Genomic DNA, 17,274 nt, shown 5'->3' on the forward strand with positions numbered 1-17,274 from the left:
CTTGGATTTTTGTCTTGCCATACAATCGGGTAGTCAAAAATCCAGGCATTTTTTTAAGTTTTGGGTTATATGAATTTTCTAGAAAATTTGCTATGATTTGTCTATCAGTGTGGTGAGGGAGGGTAAGGCATGGATGAATTCGTAGGCTTGGTCGCAATAGTAATGACATTTGGGATTCCTATGGTGGCGATTCTGGGTGGCTTCTCCATTAAAAAGACAAAAATAAAGGCGGGAATGGTGAAGGACCAGCTGGAGCTGGAAAGACTTAAACATGAGAACTATTTAATCGAAACCGAAAAAATGCGGCTCGAACTGGAAAAAATGAGACTTGAAGAACCAAAGGACAATCTAAAATTGTAAACCGGAACGGCAAAAAAAGTGTGAAACCTACGTATGGTCGCTTCACACTCTTTTTTATTGCCAGGCAATACCAACTACCATTTTCTGTGTCCGTGTGGGGTGGAATCGTGTCCACGAGGGGTGTCAGGCACCATGTGAAAATTTCACATGGTGCCCCCCAAAATCACATTGACTGCGTGATGGGTCTTGTGTTATTTGTCGCTGGCGCGGACGCCTGCGACGGCGTAGTGGTTTTTGCTCATTTCTTCAATAAAGACGGTGATGTTTTCTTTTGGGGCGCCGGTGGTTTCGCTGACGGCGTCGGTTACTTTCTCAACGAGTGCTTTCTTTTGTGTGTCAGTGCGGCCTTCCAGCATTTTTACCGTTACGTATGGCATGTTCGATTTCCTCCCTTCGTAAAAAGCTCTGCTTGTAGTGTTCCACAATAGACAAAAAAGTGCAATATTTCTCATATGTGGATGAGTAAAATATTTTAGGCAGCATTGACCCCGTTCAAGGTCCATTTGATTTTCATTTTCAAAGCGGTTTCATGTATACTAGAAGGAAACTAGAGATGGTACGGAGACTGACTCCGCTTTTTCACTAAGGAGGAGAACTATTTTTGGATTTTCTAGATGGCTTTTTGGCTTATCCCTTACAGATGATTCCTTATGTTGCGATTACCCTGGTATTTGCCTTTACCTTGCATGAATTTGCCCATGCCTATGTTGCCTATAAATTTGGTGATATGACGGCAAAAAAGCAGGGGCGGCTGACCTTAAATCCGCTGCAGCATCTCGATCCATTCGGCACGATCCTGATTTTGATTGCCGGATTCGGCTGGGCCCGCCCGGTTCCCGTTAACCGCTATTTTTTTAAAAAGCCGCGCCTTGCCGGTGTGCTCGTTTCGGTTGCCGGACCGTTGGCGAATCTGCTGTTGGCCTGCCTTGGCTTCATTGTTTGGTATGGTTTAAACCATTTTGGTATCAATAGTTCGGACAATTTCTATTCCTTTATGCAAATCTTTATCCGGCTTAATATCGTCCTCTTCATCTTTAATTTGCTGCCGCTGCCGCCGCTTGACGGCTACCGGATTGTTGAGGATCTAGTCCCCAATGACACTAGGGCAAAAATGACCCAATATGAGCAGTATGGAATTCTAATTTTTTTGATTTTAGTCCTTATCCCGCCGCTAAACAGCATCACGATTCAACCGCTTTTCAGCATCGTCATCCCGTGGATCTGGGACGTTTTAAATCAATTCTTTTATGGGCTGTTTTTTTAAAGGAGGTCTTACGCCATAATGGAAGAAAATAAGAAAAAAATGGGCTTTAATATCATTAAGAGTGATCCAACCGATGGGCACAAGGGCTTTGGCAAGGGGGCACTCAGCCTCGATAACGTAACGCCGGTTATCATTGATGTTGAGGCCGGAGAGGCGGAAATTGATATTGGCGCGATGCATGCCCGCAGTGCTGTCGAAAGAGGGATCAAATTTTTGCCGAATAAAGAGGAAGTACCGAACGGCAAACCATATTGGCTCGTCTGGGTAACAGTTGACCGTAAGGAAGAAGGGCCGTATTATGCCGGCGTGGCCGCCTGTTTTATGACCGTTGACCGGGAAATTCGGCGCGGTTACAAGCTGCTGCCCGAGCATGTGAACCGCATGGATAAATCGCTCAAACGCCATATTATCGTGGATGATATGGACGCCCGCTCGAAAGAAGTGCTGGCCGATTTCCTTCGTTCCCATAATGAGACGATGTGGAATAATTCGTCCGCTGAACTGAAGACGGCCTTGGCCGCTGAATGAAAAACTAATCTTGAATTTTTTTGGAAAAATGAGTAGTATTATAAGCAGTGTAAAAACACTGTAAAACTAGGACAAGAAAAAGCTCCGGAACCATCTCCGGAGCTTTTTCCATAACCTTAACCCCATGGCCATAATCGTTTATACCATGGTTTTTTCGGCACTGTTTCGCGATTATCCGGTTTGCCGCCGCCATTTTTTAGATGCTCGGTGCAATATTCGGACGGCTCGGTTCCGGCAACAAAATACGTGAGCCGGCGGACCGGGCAGTCGTCTGTCGCCAGCTTACCATTGGCTGGATCGACGTAAACGCCGACCACCCCGTCCTTTGGTGGCTTGAACGCTTTGACGGCCTTGCCTTGTAGGGCTTCCTCCATAAAATGAGCCCAGATTTTCTTCGCATATGACTTCTCGGTGGAGAGGTTAATCGGCTTCCCGACATCATAACCGGCCCAAACGGCGGTCACAAGCTGCGGCGAGTAGCCAATCATCCAGCTGTCCGTCTCGGTTGAACCGGATTTGCCCGCATAAGGGCGCGTCAGCTCGGCAGCGATCGTACTCCCGGTCACCTTCGCATAGCCGTTGAGTTTCGGGTCGAATATGCCGGTCAGCATTTGCGTCATGACATAAGCTCTCGCCGGGTCAAGGATTTTTTCAGTCTGCGATTTTTTTTCAAAAATCACCTTGCCATGATAATCTTCCACTTTGGTAATCAGGGTTGGCTCAACGCGTTTGCCGCCATTGGCGAACAGGCTGTAGGCATTGGCCATTTCAATTACGCGGACCCCCGAGCTTCCCAGCGCAAGTGACGGAACCTGGGCCATTTTTGTCGATAGTCCGAATTTCTTTGCTGTCTCCTTTAGCACCTCTTCACCTAAAAATAGATGTGTTTTTACCGCAAAAATATTATCCGAAACGGCCAGCGCCTGGGCGAGCGTAATTTCGCCGTGGGCATACTGATTATTGAAGTTATGCGGCGTGTAATCAGCCCGACCATCATCAAAATGAAAGGTTGTATCCTCACTTCGCATCGTCGATGATGGGGTGAACCCATGCTCCAGAGCGGCATAATATAGCAGCGGCTTAATCGTCGAACCAGGCTGCCTGACCGCTTGTACAGCGCGGTTAAACGGACTTTGTGCGTAATCCCGGCCGCCGACCATTGCTTGGATATAACCGTTTTTCGGGTTCATCGCCACTAGCGCCACTTGAATATCAGACGAGCGCGCTACATTTTGTTTGATTTGCTTCTCCGCTGCCTTTTGCTGTTTGAGGCTTAGCGTCGTGTACACCTTTAATCCGCCTAGGGCAATCATGCGCTCATCCAAATGGAGCTGATTTTTGAGGGCATTTTGCACGGCGTCCTGGAAATAAGGGGCTACTTTCACTTTTTGCGTCTTATGCACACCGGTGAAGACGAGCTTTTGTTTGGCGGCGGCTGCCGCTTCCGTTTTGGTGATATAGCCGTTTTTTTCCATGCTCGTTAAAATAATGGCCTGGCGCTGTTTGGCATTTTTCAATGAACTCAGTGGCGAGTAAAGACCGGGGCCCTTAGGAATGCCCGCGAGCATGCTGGCCTCTGCCAAACTGAGATCGGCCGCTTTTTTGCCAAAATAAAACTGACTCGCTGCTTCCGCCCCATAAGCCCCGTTTCCATAGTAGATGGTATTTAAATAACCTTCCAAAATATCATTTTTCGTATAGTTCATTTCGAGGCGGATGGTATAGAAGGCTTCGTGAATTTTCCGCGTCCACGTTTTGTCATGCTCGAGAAATAGGTTGCGGGCATACTGCTGGGTAATCGTACTCGCCCCTTGTACTTTTGCCAATGCGCGGATATCGGCAATCACCGCCCCGGCAATCCGTTTGTAATCAAAACCGTGGTGGTTGTAAAAATTTCGGTCTTCAATCGCGATGGTGGCATGAATTAAATCCGGCGAAATTTCCTCAAGCTTGGCCCAGTAGCGTTTTTGCCCGTTGTTGCTTTCGCCAATCAATTTGCCATCATCGGAAAAATACAATGTTGACTGAGGCACGGCGAGCGGCGGCGGTCCGAGGATCTTTGCATAGGTAAGAATGCCGGCCAAGACAATGACCATACCAGCCATGGCGATCAAACTGATGAAGAAAATAGCGCGAAAAATTTTAATGGTTTTGCGAAATCCGTGATCTGTCATGATTTCCATGTAAGCCCACCACCCCTTTTTTAGACCGATAAGAAAGTGTAAATAAACAAAGTAACCTTTGTAACCATAGGCATCGCAGCCCAAAAGTTATACTATTGGGAGAACTGCGCCTCTGTCATTGCTTTGAAGGCTTTCCAATCGGCGAGTTTTTTAAAAAAAGCAACTGTTCGGCTGAAAAATTTAGATAGTAATAGTATTGAAAAATCAGCTTGGTTTTAAACCTTTACGGGTTAAAATCTTTCAGATTTTTACTAGACAAATTCTGATGATTGTAATTCAATAGTTTGGGTAGGATAAAATTTGAAAGCGTCAGCGGGCGCTGCTTAGGAGTGATGGCTGAGAAAAACTAGGAAGGATGATTCTATTGGCTGGACTTTGGTTTACTGAAAAGCAAACTGAAAACTTTGGCATTACCATGAAAGTGAATAAAACCTTACATACAGAAAAAACCGAATATCAAATGCTAGAGATGGTGGAAACTGCCGAATGGGGCAACATGCTGCTGCTCGACGGCATGGTGATGACCTCGGTGAAAGACGAATTTGTCTATCATGAGATGGTCGCCCACGTACCGCTGTTTACCCACCCTAATCCGGAGAATGTGCTCGTTGTCGGCGGCGGCGACGGCGGTGTCATCCGCGAGGTGTTAAAGCACCCAAGTGTAAAGAAGGCAACGCTTGTCGATATTGATGGAAAGGTGATAGAATATTCAAAAAAGTTTCTCCCGGAAATTGCCGGCTGGCTCGATGACCCGCGCGTAGAGGTGCGGGTGGCTGACGGCTTCATGCATATTGCCAACAGCGAAAATGAATACGATTGTATCATGGTGGATTCCACTGAGCCGATCGGGCCGGCCGTGAATCTGTTCACGAAGGGGTTCTATGCCGGGATTTCCAAGGCGCTGAAGGAGGACGGACTGTTTGTTGCCCAGTCGGATAACCCATGGTTCAAGGGAGAGCTGATTCGCAATGTCCAGCGGGATGTTCGCGAAATTTTTCCGATTACCCGTTTGTATCTTGCCAACATCCCAACCTATCCTAGCGGCCTGTGGGCATTTACCATCGGTTCGAAGGTGTATGACCCTCTCGCCGTCAGCGACGACAGCTTCCACGACATCGAAACAAAGTACTACACGAAAGAATTGCACAAAGCAGCATTCATCCTGCCAAAATTTGTCCAGGAATTGCTGCAGTAGGTTAACGGGTAGGTTCTTCAAGGTGTAAAAAAATCTACCTGGTAAAGTCGGGGAGTCTACGCTCCCCAACGTGATGAAAAAAGGTGTTCGCGGTCAAGTAGAGGAGTTCTAGTTGCCCGAACGGGGTAAAAAAAGAGAACTCGGTCACGTAGAGTCATTCAGTCTACCATTAAAAGGGAAATATACAAAAAATGTGTCCACCCCACGTGGAATCGTGTCCACAGATGGTGCCTGACACCAATATTGTGACACTACTTTATCACCACTATTAACACTTATTACATAGAAAGAGAGGAATGCCGCGATGCGTTTTGATGAGGCTTATTCAGGAAATGTGTTTATTAAGAGTCATCCGAATTATGAGGAGAGTCAGGTTGTGATTTATGGGATGCCGATGGATTGGACGGTGAGTTATCGGCCCGGGTCGCGGTTTGGCCCGGCGCGGATTCGCGAGGTGTCGATTGGGCTGGAGGAGTACAGTCCATATCTTGACCGCGAGCTGGATGAAATTAAATATTTTGATGCCGGTGATATTCCGCTGCCGTTTGGCAATCCGCAGCGCAGCCTTGATTTGATTGAGGAATTTGTCAAAAAAATACTCGAAGCCGACAAGTTTCCGCTAGGAATGGGCGGAGAGCACCTCGTCTCCTGGCCGGTCATGCGGGCTGTTTATAAAAAATATCCCGATCTGGCCATTATCCATATGGATGCCCATACCGACCTTCGCGAACAATACGAAGGCGAAGAGTTGTCACATTCAACTCCAATTCGGAAGATTGCCGAACTGATGGGGCCGTCCAATGTCTATTCATTTGGAATCCGCTCCGGGATGAAAGAGGAATTTGAGTGGGCGAAGCAAAATGGCATGCACATTTCCAAATTTGAAGTGCTGGAGCCGTTAAAGGAAGTACTGCCAAAGCTGGCCGGACGCCCGGTCTATGTCACCATTGATATCGATGTACTCGATCCGTCCCACGCGCCTGGAACCGGCACGGTCGATGCCGGCGGGATTACCTCAAAAGAGCTGCTGGCATCGATTCATGAGATTGCCCGGTCGCAAGTAAACGTGGTCGGCGCCGATCTTGTAGAGGTTGCCCCGATTTACGATGTTTCCGAGCAAACCGCCAATACGGCAAGCAAATTGATTCGCGAAATGCTGCTCGGATGGGTGAAATAGTGATGATACCATTGAGATGTCTGCTCCCAATAGGACGGACATCTTTTGTTTTATGCAGAGCTAGACCTGGACTTATACTATATTAGCGATTTCCCCCGGTATATTAGCGGAAAAATGAGTTTTATTCGCGAATTTATAGCTTTTATTAGCGAATCCAAGCAATTTATTAGCGAATCCAAAATCCAAGCAGTTTTAAAAAATAAAAAGGAAGTGCACTTTTTTGACGACAAATGAAATACCTGTAAAAATTTCCGTGAAAACCACCATAAACGATGCTGCGCCAGTGGAACTGATCGTGTTTGGCCGCTACTTTCAAAAAGAGCGGGCTGCCTATTTGCAGTATGAGGAAGTATTAGAAGAGGTAGGCACTGTTCGTACCATCGTAAAAGTATCACAAGAGGAAATGCTGATTTTACGCAGCGGGGCCATTAAAATGCGGCTGCCATTTCGGCTGCAGCAGAAGCTCCCGGGCAGCTATGAGCTGTCGCTGGGGGCATTTGAAACGGCAACATTGGCGAAAAAAATGGAATTCACCTCTCAGGAAAATGGCAGCGGCCAAATCGATATCATCTATGATTTCGAGATGCAGGGGGCGCCCGCCGGCACTTTTCAGTTGGAAATCCATTTTCAACCGGAGCACTCGTATGAATAATATCCAAAAAAATGCAAATAGTAGTAATGTATTTTTTTGCGAGGAGTGGGCCAAATCTATGAATGTGGGAAGAGCGAAGGAAATTCTTGAGTCTGCTGACATGATTCATGTGACCTACAATGGCACGCCGGTGATCATTCAGCATGTCGATGAGAAAACGAAAATGGCGCGGATTTATTCCCGAAAAGACCCGGACAATGAACAGGATGTCCCGGTGCTCAATTTAATTGAAGACTAGAAAAGAGTCTCCGAAACCGCTCGGGGACTCTTTTCTTGGCTAATAGGAGGGGAGGTACGAAAAGTGGTTTTTCAGCCCGAAAATTAAAAATAGATAAACCCAAGAATGTTGATTTTACGGCATTCTTGGGTTTTTATTTTCGGTGTTTTTTACTCAAAAATGGACTTCCTGGACAGCTCCTCCCTATGTCGCATTAATTCAACTACGCCTCATGAACTGTCCTTACAGACTCGCCAGTCGCGAGTTTACAGTTGATTACAAAAAATAAGAAAGACAATAGGCTGTAGCTTCTTTCACCGTCCTAAGCAAATTTGGTTTTTCCAAAGTTTCCAATGACAATCGTTCGGAATCCTGAATGTCTTTTTCTAACACCGCCTTAAGGCGGGTAATAAAGACTGAATCATAGATGTAACAGTTGATTTCCTTGTTTAGGTAAAGACTGCGCTTATCAAAATTGGCAGTGCCGACGTCACAGACTTTATCGTCTACTACAAATGTTTTCGCATGATAAAAACCGTTTTTATACTGATAAACGACAGCACCCTCACGCAGCAGACGCCGAAAAAAGCGATAGGAAGCCTCCTGCACGAGCGGATGATCGGCATAGTACGGAACGACAACCAAAAGACGGACACCCCGCTTTAGCGCCGCCAGCAATTCATCCAAAATCTCGCGGCTGGGAATAAAATAAGGCGTGCCAATGATGATTTCCTTTTCTGCCATTCGGATTAATTCAATAAACTGTTTTTCCAGCTGATTGGCCTCCGTTGCAATGAATTGGTGGCGACTGGCGCCCATTCTACATCCCAAAGGAAAGGTAAGCTCTGCCGCTGCTTCCCAATTGACGGCCATACCGACAGGTCCAGGCCAGCTAAGAAAAACATCTTCACTCGTCGCGTGCTGCCAATCTAGCAAGAACTCTTTTTGTAACTCGTTTACACCTTCACCGCTGATTTTTACATGATAATCCCGCCATGGCCGCAGCTTCGGCGGGCCAGCGTCGATATATTCTTTGCCAATATTAAATCCCCCAAGATAGCCGATGTTCTCATCAATGACGGATATTTTTCGATGGTTCCGCACCTGGGCTGAATAAAACAAAAAGGGCAATTTTACAGGAGCACTAAAAGCCACTTGCACACCCGCCTGCCGTAACTCCTTCACAACTGCTTGTTTCACCTTGAGGCAGCCGAGCCGATCAAGCAGCAGCCGCACTTCGATCCCTTCCAGTGCCTTTTCTTTTAAAATCGTCAGGAATTCCTTGCTGATCGCATCATTTTTAACAATGTAAAATAAAACATGAATCTGTTTTTTCGCCTGCCGCAAACTGTTAAAATAATCGTGAATCAGCTCTTTACCATTCGTAAAAATTTCAAAATTGCTGTGGAGAAACGGGGTTTCCCGTTTCGAAACACGCGAAAGATGCTGCTTTCTTCCCAGGCTAAAATCAAGAATGAGCCAGATCATGATAAGAAATATGCAAATACCCAATACCTTCATTAGGAATTCCCCCAATCAGTGGAATTAGTTTTTCCAAGGCAGCCATTTTCTATAAGTGAGGAGAATCTTGCAAAAATAGGTTGACTGAGCGACCTTTCATACTATAATAGAGATAAGTATATTTCTGAAAATTTGGTATTTACATAATTTTTTTAAAAGAATTTAAAAGTATAAAAATAGATTGACTGAATGCTCATTCATTATATAAAATAGAAACAAGCTTAGTTCAGAAAATTAGCCATTTTCTACAACTTAAAAAGATTATAGCGGAGGATCAAACGAAAGGAGCATTTTCATGAATGGTCTACTATGGGTTAACCTCATTGCGTTTCTCGCCGTAACCGCTTACGCTGTGAGCCTGTTCACCTATGTTGTCAAAACCCGGATTGAATATATTAAGCTTGGGAAAAAGACGGAGTTTGACAACAATGTAAAGGAACGGCTGCGTAAAATTTGGGTTATGGTTTTTGGCCAAAAAAAGCTGTTAAAGGATAAAAAGAGCGGCGCAATACACGTCATGTTCTTTTACGGCTTTATTCTTGTGCAATTTGGCGCGATTGATTTCATTTGGAAGGGGATTAAACCGGGTTCCCATCTGCCGCTGGGCCCGTTGTATCCAGCTTTTACCTTCTTCCAGGAAATTGTCACATTAATGATTTTAGTCGCGGTTGTTTGGGCTTTCTACCGTCGTTACATTGAAAAATTGGTTCGCCTAAAGCGTGGCTTTAAAAATGGGCTGGTATTGATTTTTATCGGCGGCCTGATGCTTTCCGTCCTGTTAGGAAACGGTGCCGGCATCATCTGGCATGGTGAGGATCCGTCATGGACTGAACCGGTTGCTTCGGTCATTTCAATGGCTTTGGCGGGAGTCGGTGAAACGGCTTCAATTGTGATTTTCTATATCGCTTGGTGGTTCCACCTATTATTCCTGCTTTCCTTCCTGGTCTATGTGCCGCAGGGCAAACACGCCCACTTAATTGCCGGGCCGGCGAACGTTTATTTAAACCGTTTAGAAAATCCCGGTAAATTATCAAAGATTGATTTTGAAGATGAGTCACAGGAATCCTTTGGAGTAGGAAAAATTGAAGATTTCACCCAGCTGCAAATGGTTGATTTTTACGCCTGTGTGGAGTGCGGCCGCTGTACCAACATGTGTCCGGCAACTGGCACTGGAAAGATGCTGTCACCGATGGATTTAATCCTGAAAATGCGTGACCACTTGACCAATTATGGTGCTGCCGTGACGTCGAAAAAGCCGTGGGTGCCGACATTTGCGTTTAACCATACACAAGGAAACCAGCTGGCGATCGCAGCTGCCGCACAAGGAGTACAGGAATCGGCGGCCTCTGCCGTGTACAGCCCGAGCCTGATTGGCGATGTCATTACCGAAGAGGAAATCTGGGCGTGCACCACCTGCCGCAACTGTGAAGATCAATGTCCGGTCATGAACGAGCATGTTGAAAAAATCATCGACCTGCGCCGTTATCTGGTGTTAACAGAAGGAAAAATGAACCCGGATGCCCAGCGTGCAATGACCAACATTGAACGTCAAGGCAACCCATGGGGCTTGAACCGCAAAGAGCGGGAAAACTGGCGCGAGCTTCGCGAAGACGTGGAAGTCAAAACGGTAAAAGAAATGAACAAAGCCGGTGAAGAGTTCGAATACCTCTTTTGGGTTGGTTCGATGGGTTCTTTTGACAACCGCAGCCAGAAGATTGCCTTGTCATTTGCCAAGCTATTAAACGAAGCCGGCGTGAAATTTGCTATTCTTGGCAACAAAGAAAAGAACTCCGGCGACACTGCACGCCGCCTCGGCAACGAGTTCCTGTTCCAGGAATTAGCAACGAAAAACATTGAGGAATTTGAGAAAGCGGGCGTAAAGAAGATCGTCACCACTGACCCGCATGCCTATAATATTTTCAAAAATGAATACCCTGATTTCGGATTGGAGGGTGTCGAGGTCTATCATCATACGGAAATTCTCTATCAGCTTGTCCGTGACGGCAAACTCGTTCCGAAGCATGCCGTCAATGAAACGATTACGTTCCATGATTCCTGCTATTTAGGACGCTACAACGAAGTGTACGACCCGCCGCGCGAGATTTTAAAAGCGATTCCAGGAGTGAAGCTTGTAGAAATGGAGCGCAACCACGACCGAGCAATGTGCTGCGGCGCTGGCGGCGGTCTGATGTGGATGGAAGAGGATACCGGTCAACGGATCAATGTCGCACGGACCGAACAGGCGCTGGAGACTCATTCCACGATGATCAGCTCCGCCTGCCCATACTGCTTAACAATGCTGTCTGACGGAACGAAAGCGAAGGAAGTGGAAGACAAGATCAGCACTTACGATGTCGCTGAGCTTCTCGAAAAAGCTGTCTGCGGTGAACCAGCAACAATTGCAGGGTAACGTGCTCCTAGCTGGGTGCCAGGCAGTGGCAATTAGCGGATAACAGTGATCAATTGTCGGGAGGGCTTCGTCAATTGGCGGGAGATGCACTCCAATTGGCGAAAAACCTTCGTCAATTGGCGGGAGACACACTCCAATTGGCGAAAAACCTTCATCAATTGTCGGGAGATGCACTCCAATTGGCGAAAACACGCCTCTAATTAGCCTAAGAACCTATCAATTATTACAATAGCAGAGGTTGAAAATAAAATTTTGGAATTTTATGAAAAACAATTCAACTTCTGCTATTTTTTGTGTAAAATAGAAATGTGCATAAAACGCTTTCATTGCGTATTTTACGTGGGCTGGGAATCTGGGTCTGCGTTCGTTTTTTGCTACCTATTGAGCGAGCGTTCAGTCGCTCGGTAAACCATAGCTTTTATAGCTAATGGAAAAATGTCTGATGAAAGCACAATTCTTTCTAGCAAACTTCGCCTCTGTCGTCGCTCTTTGGGTTCGTCAGCTGGCGAGTTTCTATATAAACACACCTGACTAAATATTGGCAAAAGGGGGACTTTTTTGAATGGGGAGAACAGTTATTTTAAGCGGAGTTCGAACACCGTTTGGCAAATTCGGCGGGGCCTTGAGCAGCCTTTCCGCCGTTGAACTTGGGGGGATCGCCATTAAAGCAGCGCTAAAAAGGGCTGATGTGGCGCCAAAAGATGTTGGTGAAGTTATTTTTGGAACCGTTTTACAAGGCGGGCAAGGGCAAATTCCGTCGCGACAGGCTGCCCGGAACGCTGGATTACCATGGGAAGTAAAGACAGAAACCATCAACAAGGTATGTGCCTCGGGCTTACGCAGCGTGACCTTGGCGGATCAAATCATCCGCCTGGGTGAGGAAGAAGTGATTGTTGCCGGGGGTATGGAATCGATGAGCAACTCCCCGTATTTTTTACCAAAAGCAAGATGGGGCTTAAGGATGGGCGATGCGGCTGTGAAAGATTTAATGATTCACGACGGTTTAAGCTGCAGCTTCACCGGGGTTCACATGGGCACATATGGGAACTCAACCGCTGAGGAAATGGGACTCAGCCGCGAAGCCCAGGATGAGTGGGCATTTAGGAGTCACCAACGGGCACTTGCCGCCATCGAGAGCGGCAAATTTGCCGAAGAAATTGTTGCTGTTGAGGTACCGCAGCGCAAAGGTGCCCCGGTAATCGTCGAGCATGATGAATCGCCACGGAAGGATACATCCCTAGAAAAGCTGGCAAAGCTGGGACCGGCTTTTAATGGTGAAGGGACCATTACTGCCGGAAATGCCCCCGGAGTGAATGATGGGGCCGGTGCCCTGGTGCTCATGAGTGAGGAGCGGGCGGCGCGTGAAGGCCGCAAGGTGGAGGCAGTGATTATCGGGCAGGCGGCGGTCGCCGTAGAGGCAAAGGACTTTCCTAAGACACCGGGCTTCGTCATCAATGAAATTTTGCGAAAAACCGGCAAAAGCCTGGCAGATATCGATTTGTTTGAAATTAATGAAGCATTTGCCGCTGTCACGTTAGCGAGCAGTCAAATCGCCGGATTGGATCCGGAAAAAATTAATGTCAATGGTGGCGCTGTTGCTCTCGGACATCCGATCGGTGCAAGTGGAGCAAGAATTATCATTACATTAATCCATGAATTGAAGCGACGCGGCGGCGGGATCGGGATTGCCGCGATCTGCTCCGGCGGCGGCCAGGGCGATGCCGTGATGATTGAGGTACCAAAGGGGCAATAGTGAACGTACTGGTACCGATATTTGTCTATTTGTCCAAAACGTTTGAAAAAATGTCCAAAACCACCCAAAAAATGTCCAAAGCAATTTTTTAAATATCCAATCACTAAAAACAGAGGGGGAGCAATATGACAGTTGAAAAAGTAATGGTAGTCGGAGCAGGGCAAATGGGCTCGGGGATTGCCCAGGTTTGTGCTCAGGCAGGTTACAAGGTACTGTTAAATGATTTGAAACTGGAATTTGTTGAGCGTGGGCTTGGAGTGATCAACAAAAATTTAACCCGCAATGTCGACAAGGGCCGCCTTACAGAGGAGCAAAAACAGGAAGTATTAAATAACCTGACTCCATCTATCGATTTACAAGACGCGAGCGAAGTCGATCTTGTTATCGAAGCAGCGGTGGAAAATATGGAGATCAAGGCAAAAATCTTTGCTCAACTGGATGAGATTGCCCCGGAACATACGATTTTGGCAAGCAACACCTCGTCATTGCCAATTACGGAAATTGCCGCGGTAACAAAGCGCCCGGAAAAAGTCATCGGGATGCACTTTATGAACCCGGTGCCGGTGATGAAGCTGGTGGAAATTATCCGCGGCTTAGCAACGGCTGACGAGGTATATCAGGTGATTGAAGATATGACAAAAACGTTAAACAAAGTGCCGGTGGAAGTGAACGACTTCCCGGGATTTGTGGCTAACCGCGTGTTAATGCCGATGATCAATGAAGCGATTTATACCTTGTACGAGGGCGTGGCCACGAAAGAAGCCATTGATGAAGTGATGAAGCTCGGCATGAACCATCCGATGGGGCCTTTAACATTAGCTGATTTTATCGGGCTGGACACCTGCTTATATATTATGGAAACGCTCCATGATGGCTTCGGTGACGATAAATACCGCCCATGCCCGCTGCTGCGCAAATATGTCAAGGCAGGCTGGCTTGGCAAGAAGACCGGACGCGGCTTTTACGTCTACGAATAAAGCTGCTTTATCTGCAGAAATGATTTAGTCAGCGGAAATCTGGATTATATTAGCGGATCTGGGTCAGATATCGGCGGTTTCGGGTCATATTTCGACGATTCAATGCCGGATATCGGCGAATTGCTACTACATATCGGCGATTCAATATCAGATCTCGGCGAATTGCCAATCGATATCCGCGAATCAACAAAAACTATCCTCTGAAGGGGAGACCAACATGAATCTTACTTTTACAGAAGAACAACAGATGATGCGCAAAATGGTGCGTGATTTTGCTCAGGCGGAAATCGCTCCATTTATCGAAAACATGGAAAACGGCGAATTCCCTCGTGAGATTCTCCGGAAAATGGGGGAGCTCGGTCTGATGGGGATCCCGATTCCAGAGGCTTATGGCGGGGCGGCAATGGATTTCACCTCCTATATTATCGCGATCCATGAGCTTGCCAAGGTGAGCGCGACGATGGGGGTGATTCTTTCCGTGCACACATCGGTCGGCACGAACCCGATTGTTTATTTTGGCACCGAAGAGCAGAAACAAAAATACGTGCCGAAGCTGGCAGCAGGCGAGTACTTAGGCGCTTTTTGCCTGACCGAGCCAAGTGCTGGGTCGGATGCCGCCAGTCTGAAAACACGAGCTGTCCGCGATGGTGATGAGTATGTATTGAACGGCTCGAAGCTGTTTATCACGAACGGCGGTGAAGCGGATGTCTATATTGTTTTTGCTACGACCGAACCGCAACTGGGCACCAAAGGAATTGTTGCTTTTATTGTCGAAAAAAACACCCCTGGCTTATGTGTAGGCAAGGATGAAAAGAAACTGGGCCTGCACGGTTCAAGAACGGTCCAGTTGACATTTGACAATATGCGTGTACCGAAAGCTAATCTGCTTGGCAAGGAGGGGGAAGGTTTTAAAATTGCCATGGCCAACCTTGACGCCGGCCGCATCGGGATTGCTGCGCAGGCGCTCGGTATTGCCGAAGCGGCGCTCGATGCGGCCACTGCTTATGCCAAAGAGCGATATCAATTTGGTAAACCAATCGCCGCCCAGCAAGGGATTGCCTTTAAGCTAGCTGATATGGCGACAAGTGTTGAAGCAGCAAAATTATTAGTCTATCGCGCCGCCGATCTACGCTCTCATGGTCTGAAGTGCGGAATGGAAGCTTCAATGGCAAAATTGTTTGCCAGCCGAACAGCAGTAGAAGTGACGACCGAAGCGATTCAAGTGTTCGGAGGCTATGGCTACACGAAGGATTACCCAGTAGAGCGCTATTTCCGCGATGCTAAAGTAACGGAAATTTACGAAGGCACGAGCGAAATCCAAAGAATCGTCATCAGCAAGCATTTGTAAAACAAACTGCTGATTTCTAGCAGATTGCCAACTTTTGAATCATTCAGAAGCAATTTCGTAAAAAGACAATCAAATTTCGAAAAAAATCTCTGGATTATGTAAAAACAAAACGAAATTTCCAGTAAATTACCAACCTTTGAATAATCCACTAGCAATTTCGTAAAAAAATCATTCAAATTCGTAAAAAAGTCTTTAAGATACGTAAAAACAGAGTGCGATTTCCAGGGTATTACCAACTTTTGTACAATTCCATAGTAATTTTGTAAAAAAAACATCAAATTTCGTAAAAAAGTCACTCTAATTCGTAAATAATCCACAACATTATGTAAAAAAACATTCACAAAGGGGGGTTCACCCAGTGAACTTTAAATTAACAGAAGAACATGAAATGATTCGGAAAATGGTGCGTGATTTTGCCAGAAACGAAGTTGCCCCAACTGCAGCGGAAAGAGACGAGCAAGAGCGCTTTGACCGCGAACTTTTTGACAAGATGGCAGAGCTTGGCTTGACGGGGATTCCTTGGCCGGAAGAGTACGGTGGTATTGGCAGTGATTACCTTGCTTATTGTATTGCTGTCGAGGAGTTATCACGCGTGGATTCATCGATCGGTGTGACCCTTTCTGCCCACACTTCACTGGCCAGCTGGCCGATCTACAAATTTGGCAGCGAGGAGCAAAAGCAGAAATACCTTCGTCCGTTGGCGGAAGGCAGCAAAATCGGTGCCTACGGCTTAACGGAGCCGGGCAGCGGTTCGGATGCCGGCGGAATGCGAACAACGGCGAAACTCGATGGCGACCATTATGTCCTCAATGGCTCGAAAATTTTCATCACCAACGGTGGTCAGGCGGATATTTACGTCGTCTTTGCCTTAACCGACCCGAGCAACAAGCAAAGAGGAACAACGGCATTCATTATCGAAAAAGACTTCCCAGGCTTCTCGGTTGGCAAAAAAGAAAAGAAACTGGGCATTCGTTCCTCGCCGACAACGGAAATTATTTTTGAAGATTGTAAGGTTCCGGTTGAAAACCGTCTCGGCGAAGAAGGGCAAGGCTTTAAAATTGCCATGATGACCCTTGATGGCGGGCGCAACGGGATCGCTGCCCAAGCAGTCGGAATTGCTCAAGGTGCGCTGGACGCCGCTGTCGAGTATGCAAAGGAACGCCATCAATTTGGCAAACCAATCGCCGCCAACCAAGGCATCAGCTTCAAGCTGGCCGACATGGCAACAGCGGTTGAAGCTTCAAGACTATTAACCTATCAGGCAGCCTGGCTTGAATCAAACGGGCTTCCGTACGGCAAAGAATCAGCGATGTCGAAGCTGTTTGCTGGCGACACTGCGATGAAGGTGACGACCGAAGCGGTGCAAATCTTTGGCGGCTACGGTTATACAAAGGATTACCCGGTTGAACGCTTCATGCGTGATGCCAAGATTACACAAATTTATGAGGGCACTCAGGAAATCCAGCGTCTCGTGATTTCCCGGATGCTGACAAAATAAACGAACAGCGCGGGGCTGGAAAAAAGGATTCGCCACCTCAGTTGGGCGGAAACCTACACGATGCGCGGTGGGAAAAGTGATCCAACCTAGTCTTATCTAACCAAGCCACTTTGTGGTAGAAAAAGTGATCACAACCTAGTTTTGCCGTAACCCAGACAACTTCTGGCGGCGATTTTTCTAACCAGCCATCC

Annotated in this window: 16 protein-coding genes; 13 read left to right on the forward strand and 3 right to left on the reverse strand. The window is 46.9% G+C overall.

Annotated features, from left to right (window positions below):
- Positions 1 to 129 precede the first annotated feature (129 nt).
- Positions 130 to 360 carry a hypothetical protein gene (locus RCG24_RS17695; RefSeq protein WP_202654445.1) on the forward strand — a complete coding sequence of 77 codons (231 nt, stop codon included), beginning with the start codon at positions 130 to 132 and terminating at the stop codon, positions 358 to 360.
- A 191-nt stretch (positions 361 to 551) separates the two neighbouring features.
- On the opposite strand, the gene RCG24_RS17700 is transcribed toward RCG24_RS17695, so the two are convergent.
- The gene (locus RCG24_RS17700; protein WP_308077609.1) at positions 552 to 737 is read right to left on the reverse strand and encodes a 2-hydroxymuconate tautomerase; all 186 of its coding nucleotides are present in this window, start codon (positions 735 to 737) and stop codon (positions 552 to 554) included.
- A gap of 263 nt (positions 738 to 1,000) precedes the next feature.
- Here RCG24_RS17700 and RCG24_RS17705 point away from each other — a divergent pair, with 263 nt between their 5' ends.
- Positions 1,001 to 1,624 (forward strand): site-2 protease family protein, encoded by a 624-nt coding sequence (locus RCG24_RS17705; RefSeq protein ID WP_202654646.1) that lies wholly within the window; start codon positions 1,001 to 1,003, stop codon positions 1,622 to 1,624.
- 18 nt (positions 1,625 to 1,642) lie between these two features.
- Positions 1,643 to 2,152 carry a YwhD family protein gene (locus RCG24_RS17710; protein WP_202654443.1) on the forward strand — a complete coding sequence of 170 codons (510 nt, stop codon included), beginning with the start codon at positions 1,643 to 1,645 and terminating at the stop codon, positions 2,150 to 2,152.
- Between the two features lie 116 nt (positions 2,153 to 2,268).
- Here RCG24_RS17710 and RCG24_RS17715 read toward each other — a convergent pair whose 3' ends face one another.
- A complete protein-coding gene (locus RCG24_RS17715; protein WP_308077610.1) occupies positions 2,269 to 4,335 on the reverse strand; it encodes a transglycosylase domain-containing protein in 2,067 nt (688 codons plus the stop codon).
- A 364-nt stretch (positions 4,336 to 4,699) separates the two neighbouring features.
- Here RCG24_RS17715 and speE point away from each other — a divergent pair, with 364 nt between their 5' ends.
- The 4 genes from speE (at position 4,700) to RCG24_RS17735 (ending at position 7,597) form a co-directional block, all read left to right on the forward strand.
- A complete protein-coding gene (speE, locus tag RCG24_RS17720) occupies positions 4,700 to 5,530 on the forward strand; it encodes a spermidine synthase (RefSeq protein ID WP_202654441.1) in 831 nt (276 codons plus the stop codon).
- Positions 5,531 to 5,834: 304 nt separating this feature from the next.
- Positions 5,835 to 6,707, forward strand: a complete 873-nt coding sequence (gene speB, locus RCG24_RS17725) for an agmatinase (RefSeq protein ID WP_308077611.1) — start codon at positions 5,835 to 5,837, stop codon at positions 6,705 to 6,707.
- A 220-nt stretch (positions 6,708 to 6,927) separates the two neighbouring features.
- A complete protein-coding gene (locus RCG24_RS17730; RefSeq protein WP_308077612.1) occupies positions 6,928 to 7,359 on the forward strand; it encodes a YwiB family protein in 432 nt (143 codons plus the stop codon).
- A 58-nt stretch (positions 7,360 to 7,417) separates the two neighbouring features.
- A complete protein-coding gene (locus RCG24_RS17735) occupies positions 7,418 to 7,597 on the forward strand; it encodes an H-type small acid-soluble spore protein (RefSeq protein ID WP_202654439.1) in 180 nt (59 codons plus the stop codon).
- Between the two features lie 255 nt (positions 7,598 to 7,852).
- Here the strand turns inward: RCG24_RS17735 and cls are convergent, their stop codons facing one another.
- A complete protein-coding gene (gene cls / locus RCG24_RS17740) occupies positions 7,853 to 9,097 on the reverse strand; it encodes a cardiolipin synthase (protein ID WP_202654438.1) in 1,245 nt (414 codons plus the stop codon).
- 295 nt (positions 9,098 to 9,392) lie between these two features.
- On the opposite strand from cls, the gene RCG24_RS17745 reads away from it, so the two are divergent.
- The 6 genes from RCG24_RS17745 to RCG24_RS17770 all read left to right on the forward strand — a co-directional run bounded on the left by RCG24_RS17745 (position 9,393) and on the right by RCG24_RS17770 (position 17,083).
- Positions 9,393 to 11,507: a (Fe-S)-binding protein gene (locus RCG24_RS17745; RefSeq protein ID WP_308077613.1), complete on the forward strand. Its 2,115-nt coding sequence runs from the start codon at positions 9,393 to 9,395 to the stop codon at positions 11,505 to 11,507.
- Between the two features lie 74 nt (positions 11,508 to 11,581).
- Positions 11,582 to 11,707 (forward strand): hypothetical protein, encoded by a 126-nt coding sequence (locus tag RCG24_RS17750; RefSeq protein WP_308077614.1) that lies wholly within the window; start codon positions 11,582 to 11,584, stop codon positions 11,705 to 11,707.
- 362 nt (positions 11,708 to 12,069) lie between these two features.
- Complete coding sequence (locus RCG24_RS17755) at positions 12,070 to 13,260, forward strand: acetyl-CoA C-acetyltransferase (protein ID WP_308077615.1); 1,191 nt, start codon at positions 12,070 to 12,072, stop codon at positions 13,258 to 13,260.
- Between the two features lie 125 nt (positions 13,261 to 13,385).
- The gene (locus RCG24_RS17760; RefSeq protein WP_308077616.1) at positions 13,386 to 14,237 is read left to right on the forward strand and encodes a 3-hydroxybutyryl-CoA dehydrogenase; all 852 of its coding nucleotides are present in this window, start codon (positions 13,386 to 13,388) and stop codon (positions 14,235 to 14,237) included.
- A gap of 217 nt (positions 14,238 to 14,454) precedes the next feature.
- Positions 14,455 to 15,585, forward strand: a complete 1,131-nt coding sequence (locus RCG24_RS17765) for an acyl-CoA dehydrogenase (protein ID WP_202654434.1) — start codon at positions 14,455 to 14,457, stop codon at positions 15,583 to 15,585.
- A 358-nt stretch (positions 15,586 to 15,943) separates the two neighbouring features.
- Positions 15,944 to 17,083: an acyl-CoA dehydrogenase gene (locus RCG24_RS17770; protein WP_202654433.1), complete on the forward strand. Its 1,140-nt coding sequence runs from the start codon at positions 15,944 to 15,946 to the stop codon at positions 17,081 to 17,083.
- The last annotated feature ends 191 nt before the right edge of the window (positions 17,084 to 17,274 follow it).

This window comes from Neobacillus sp. OS1-32 (assembly GCF_030915425.1).
Classification (GTDB): Bacteria; Bacillota; Bacilli; order Bacillales; family Cytobacillaceae; genus Neobacillus; species Neobacillus paridis.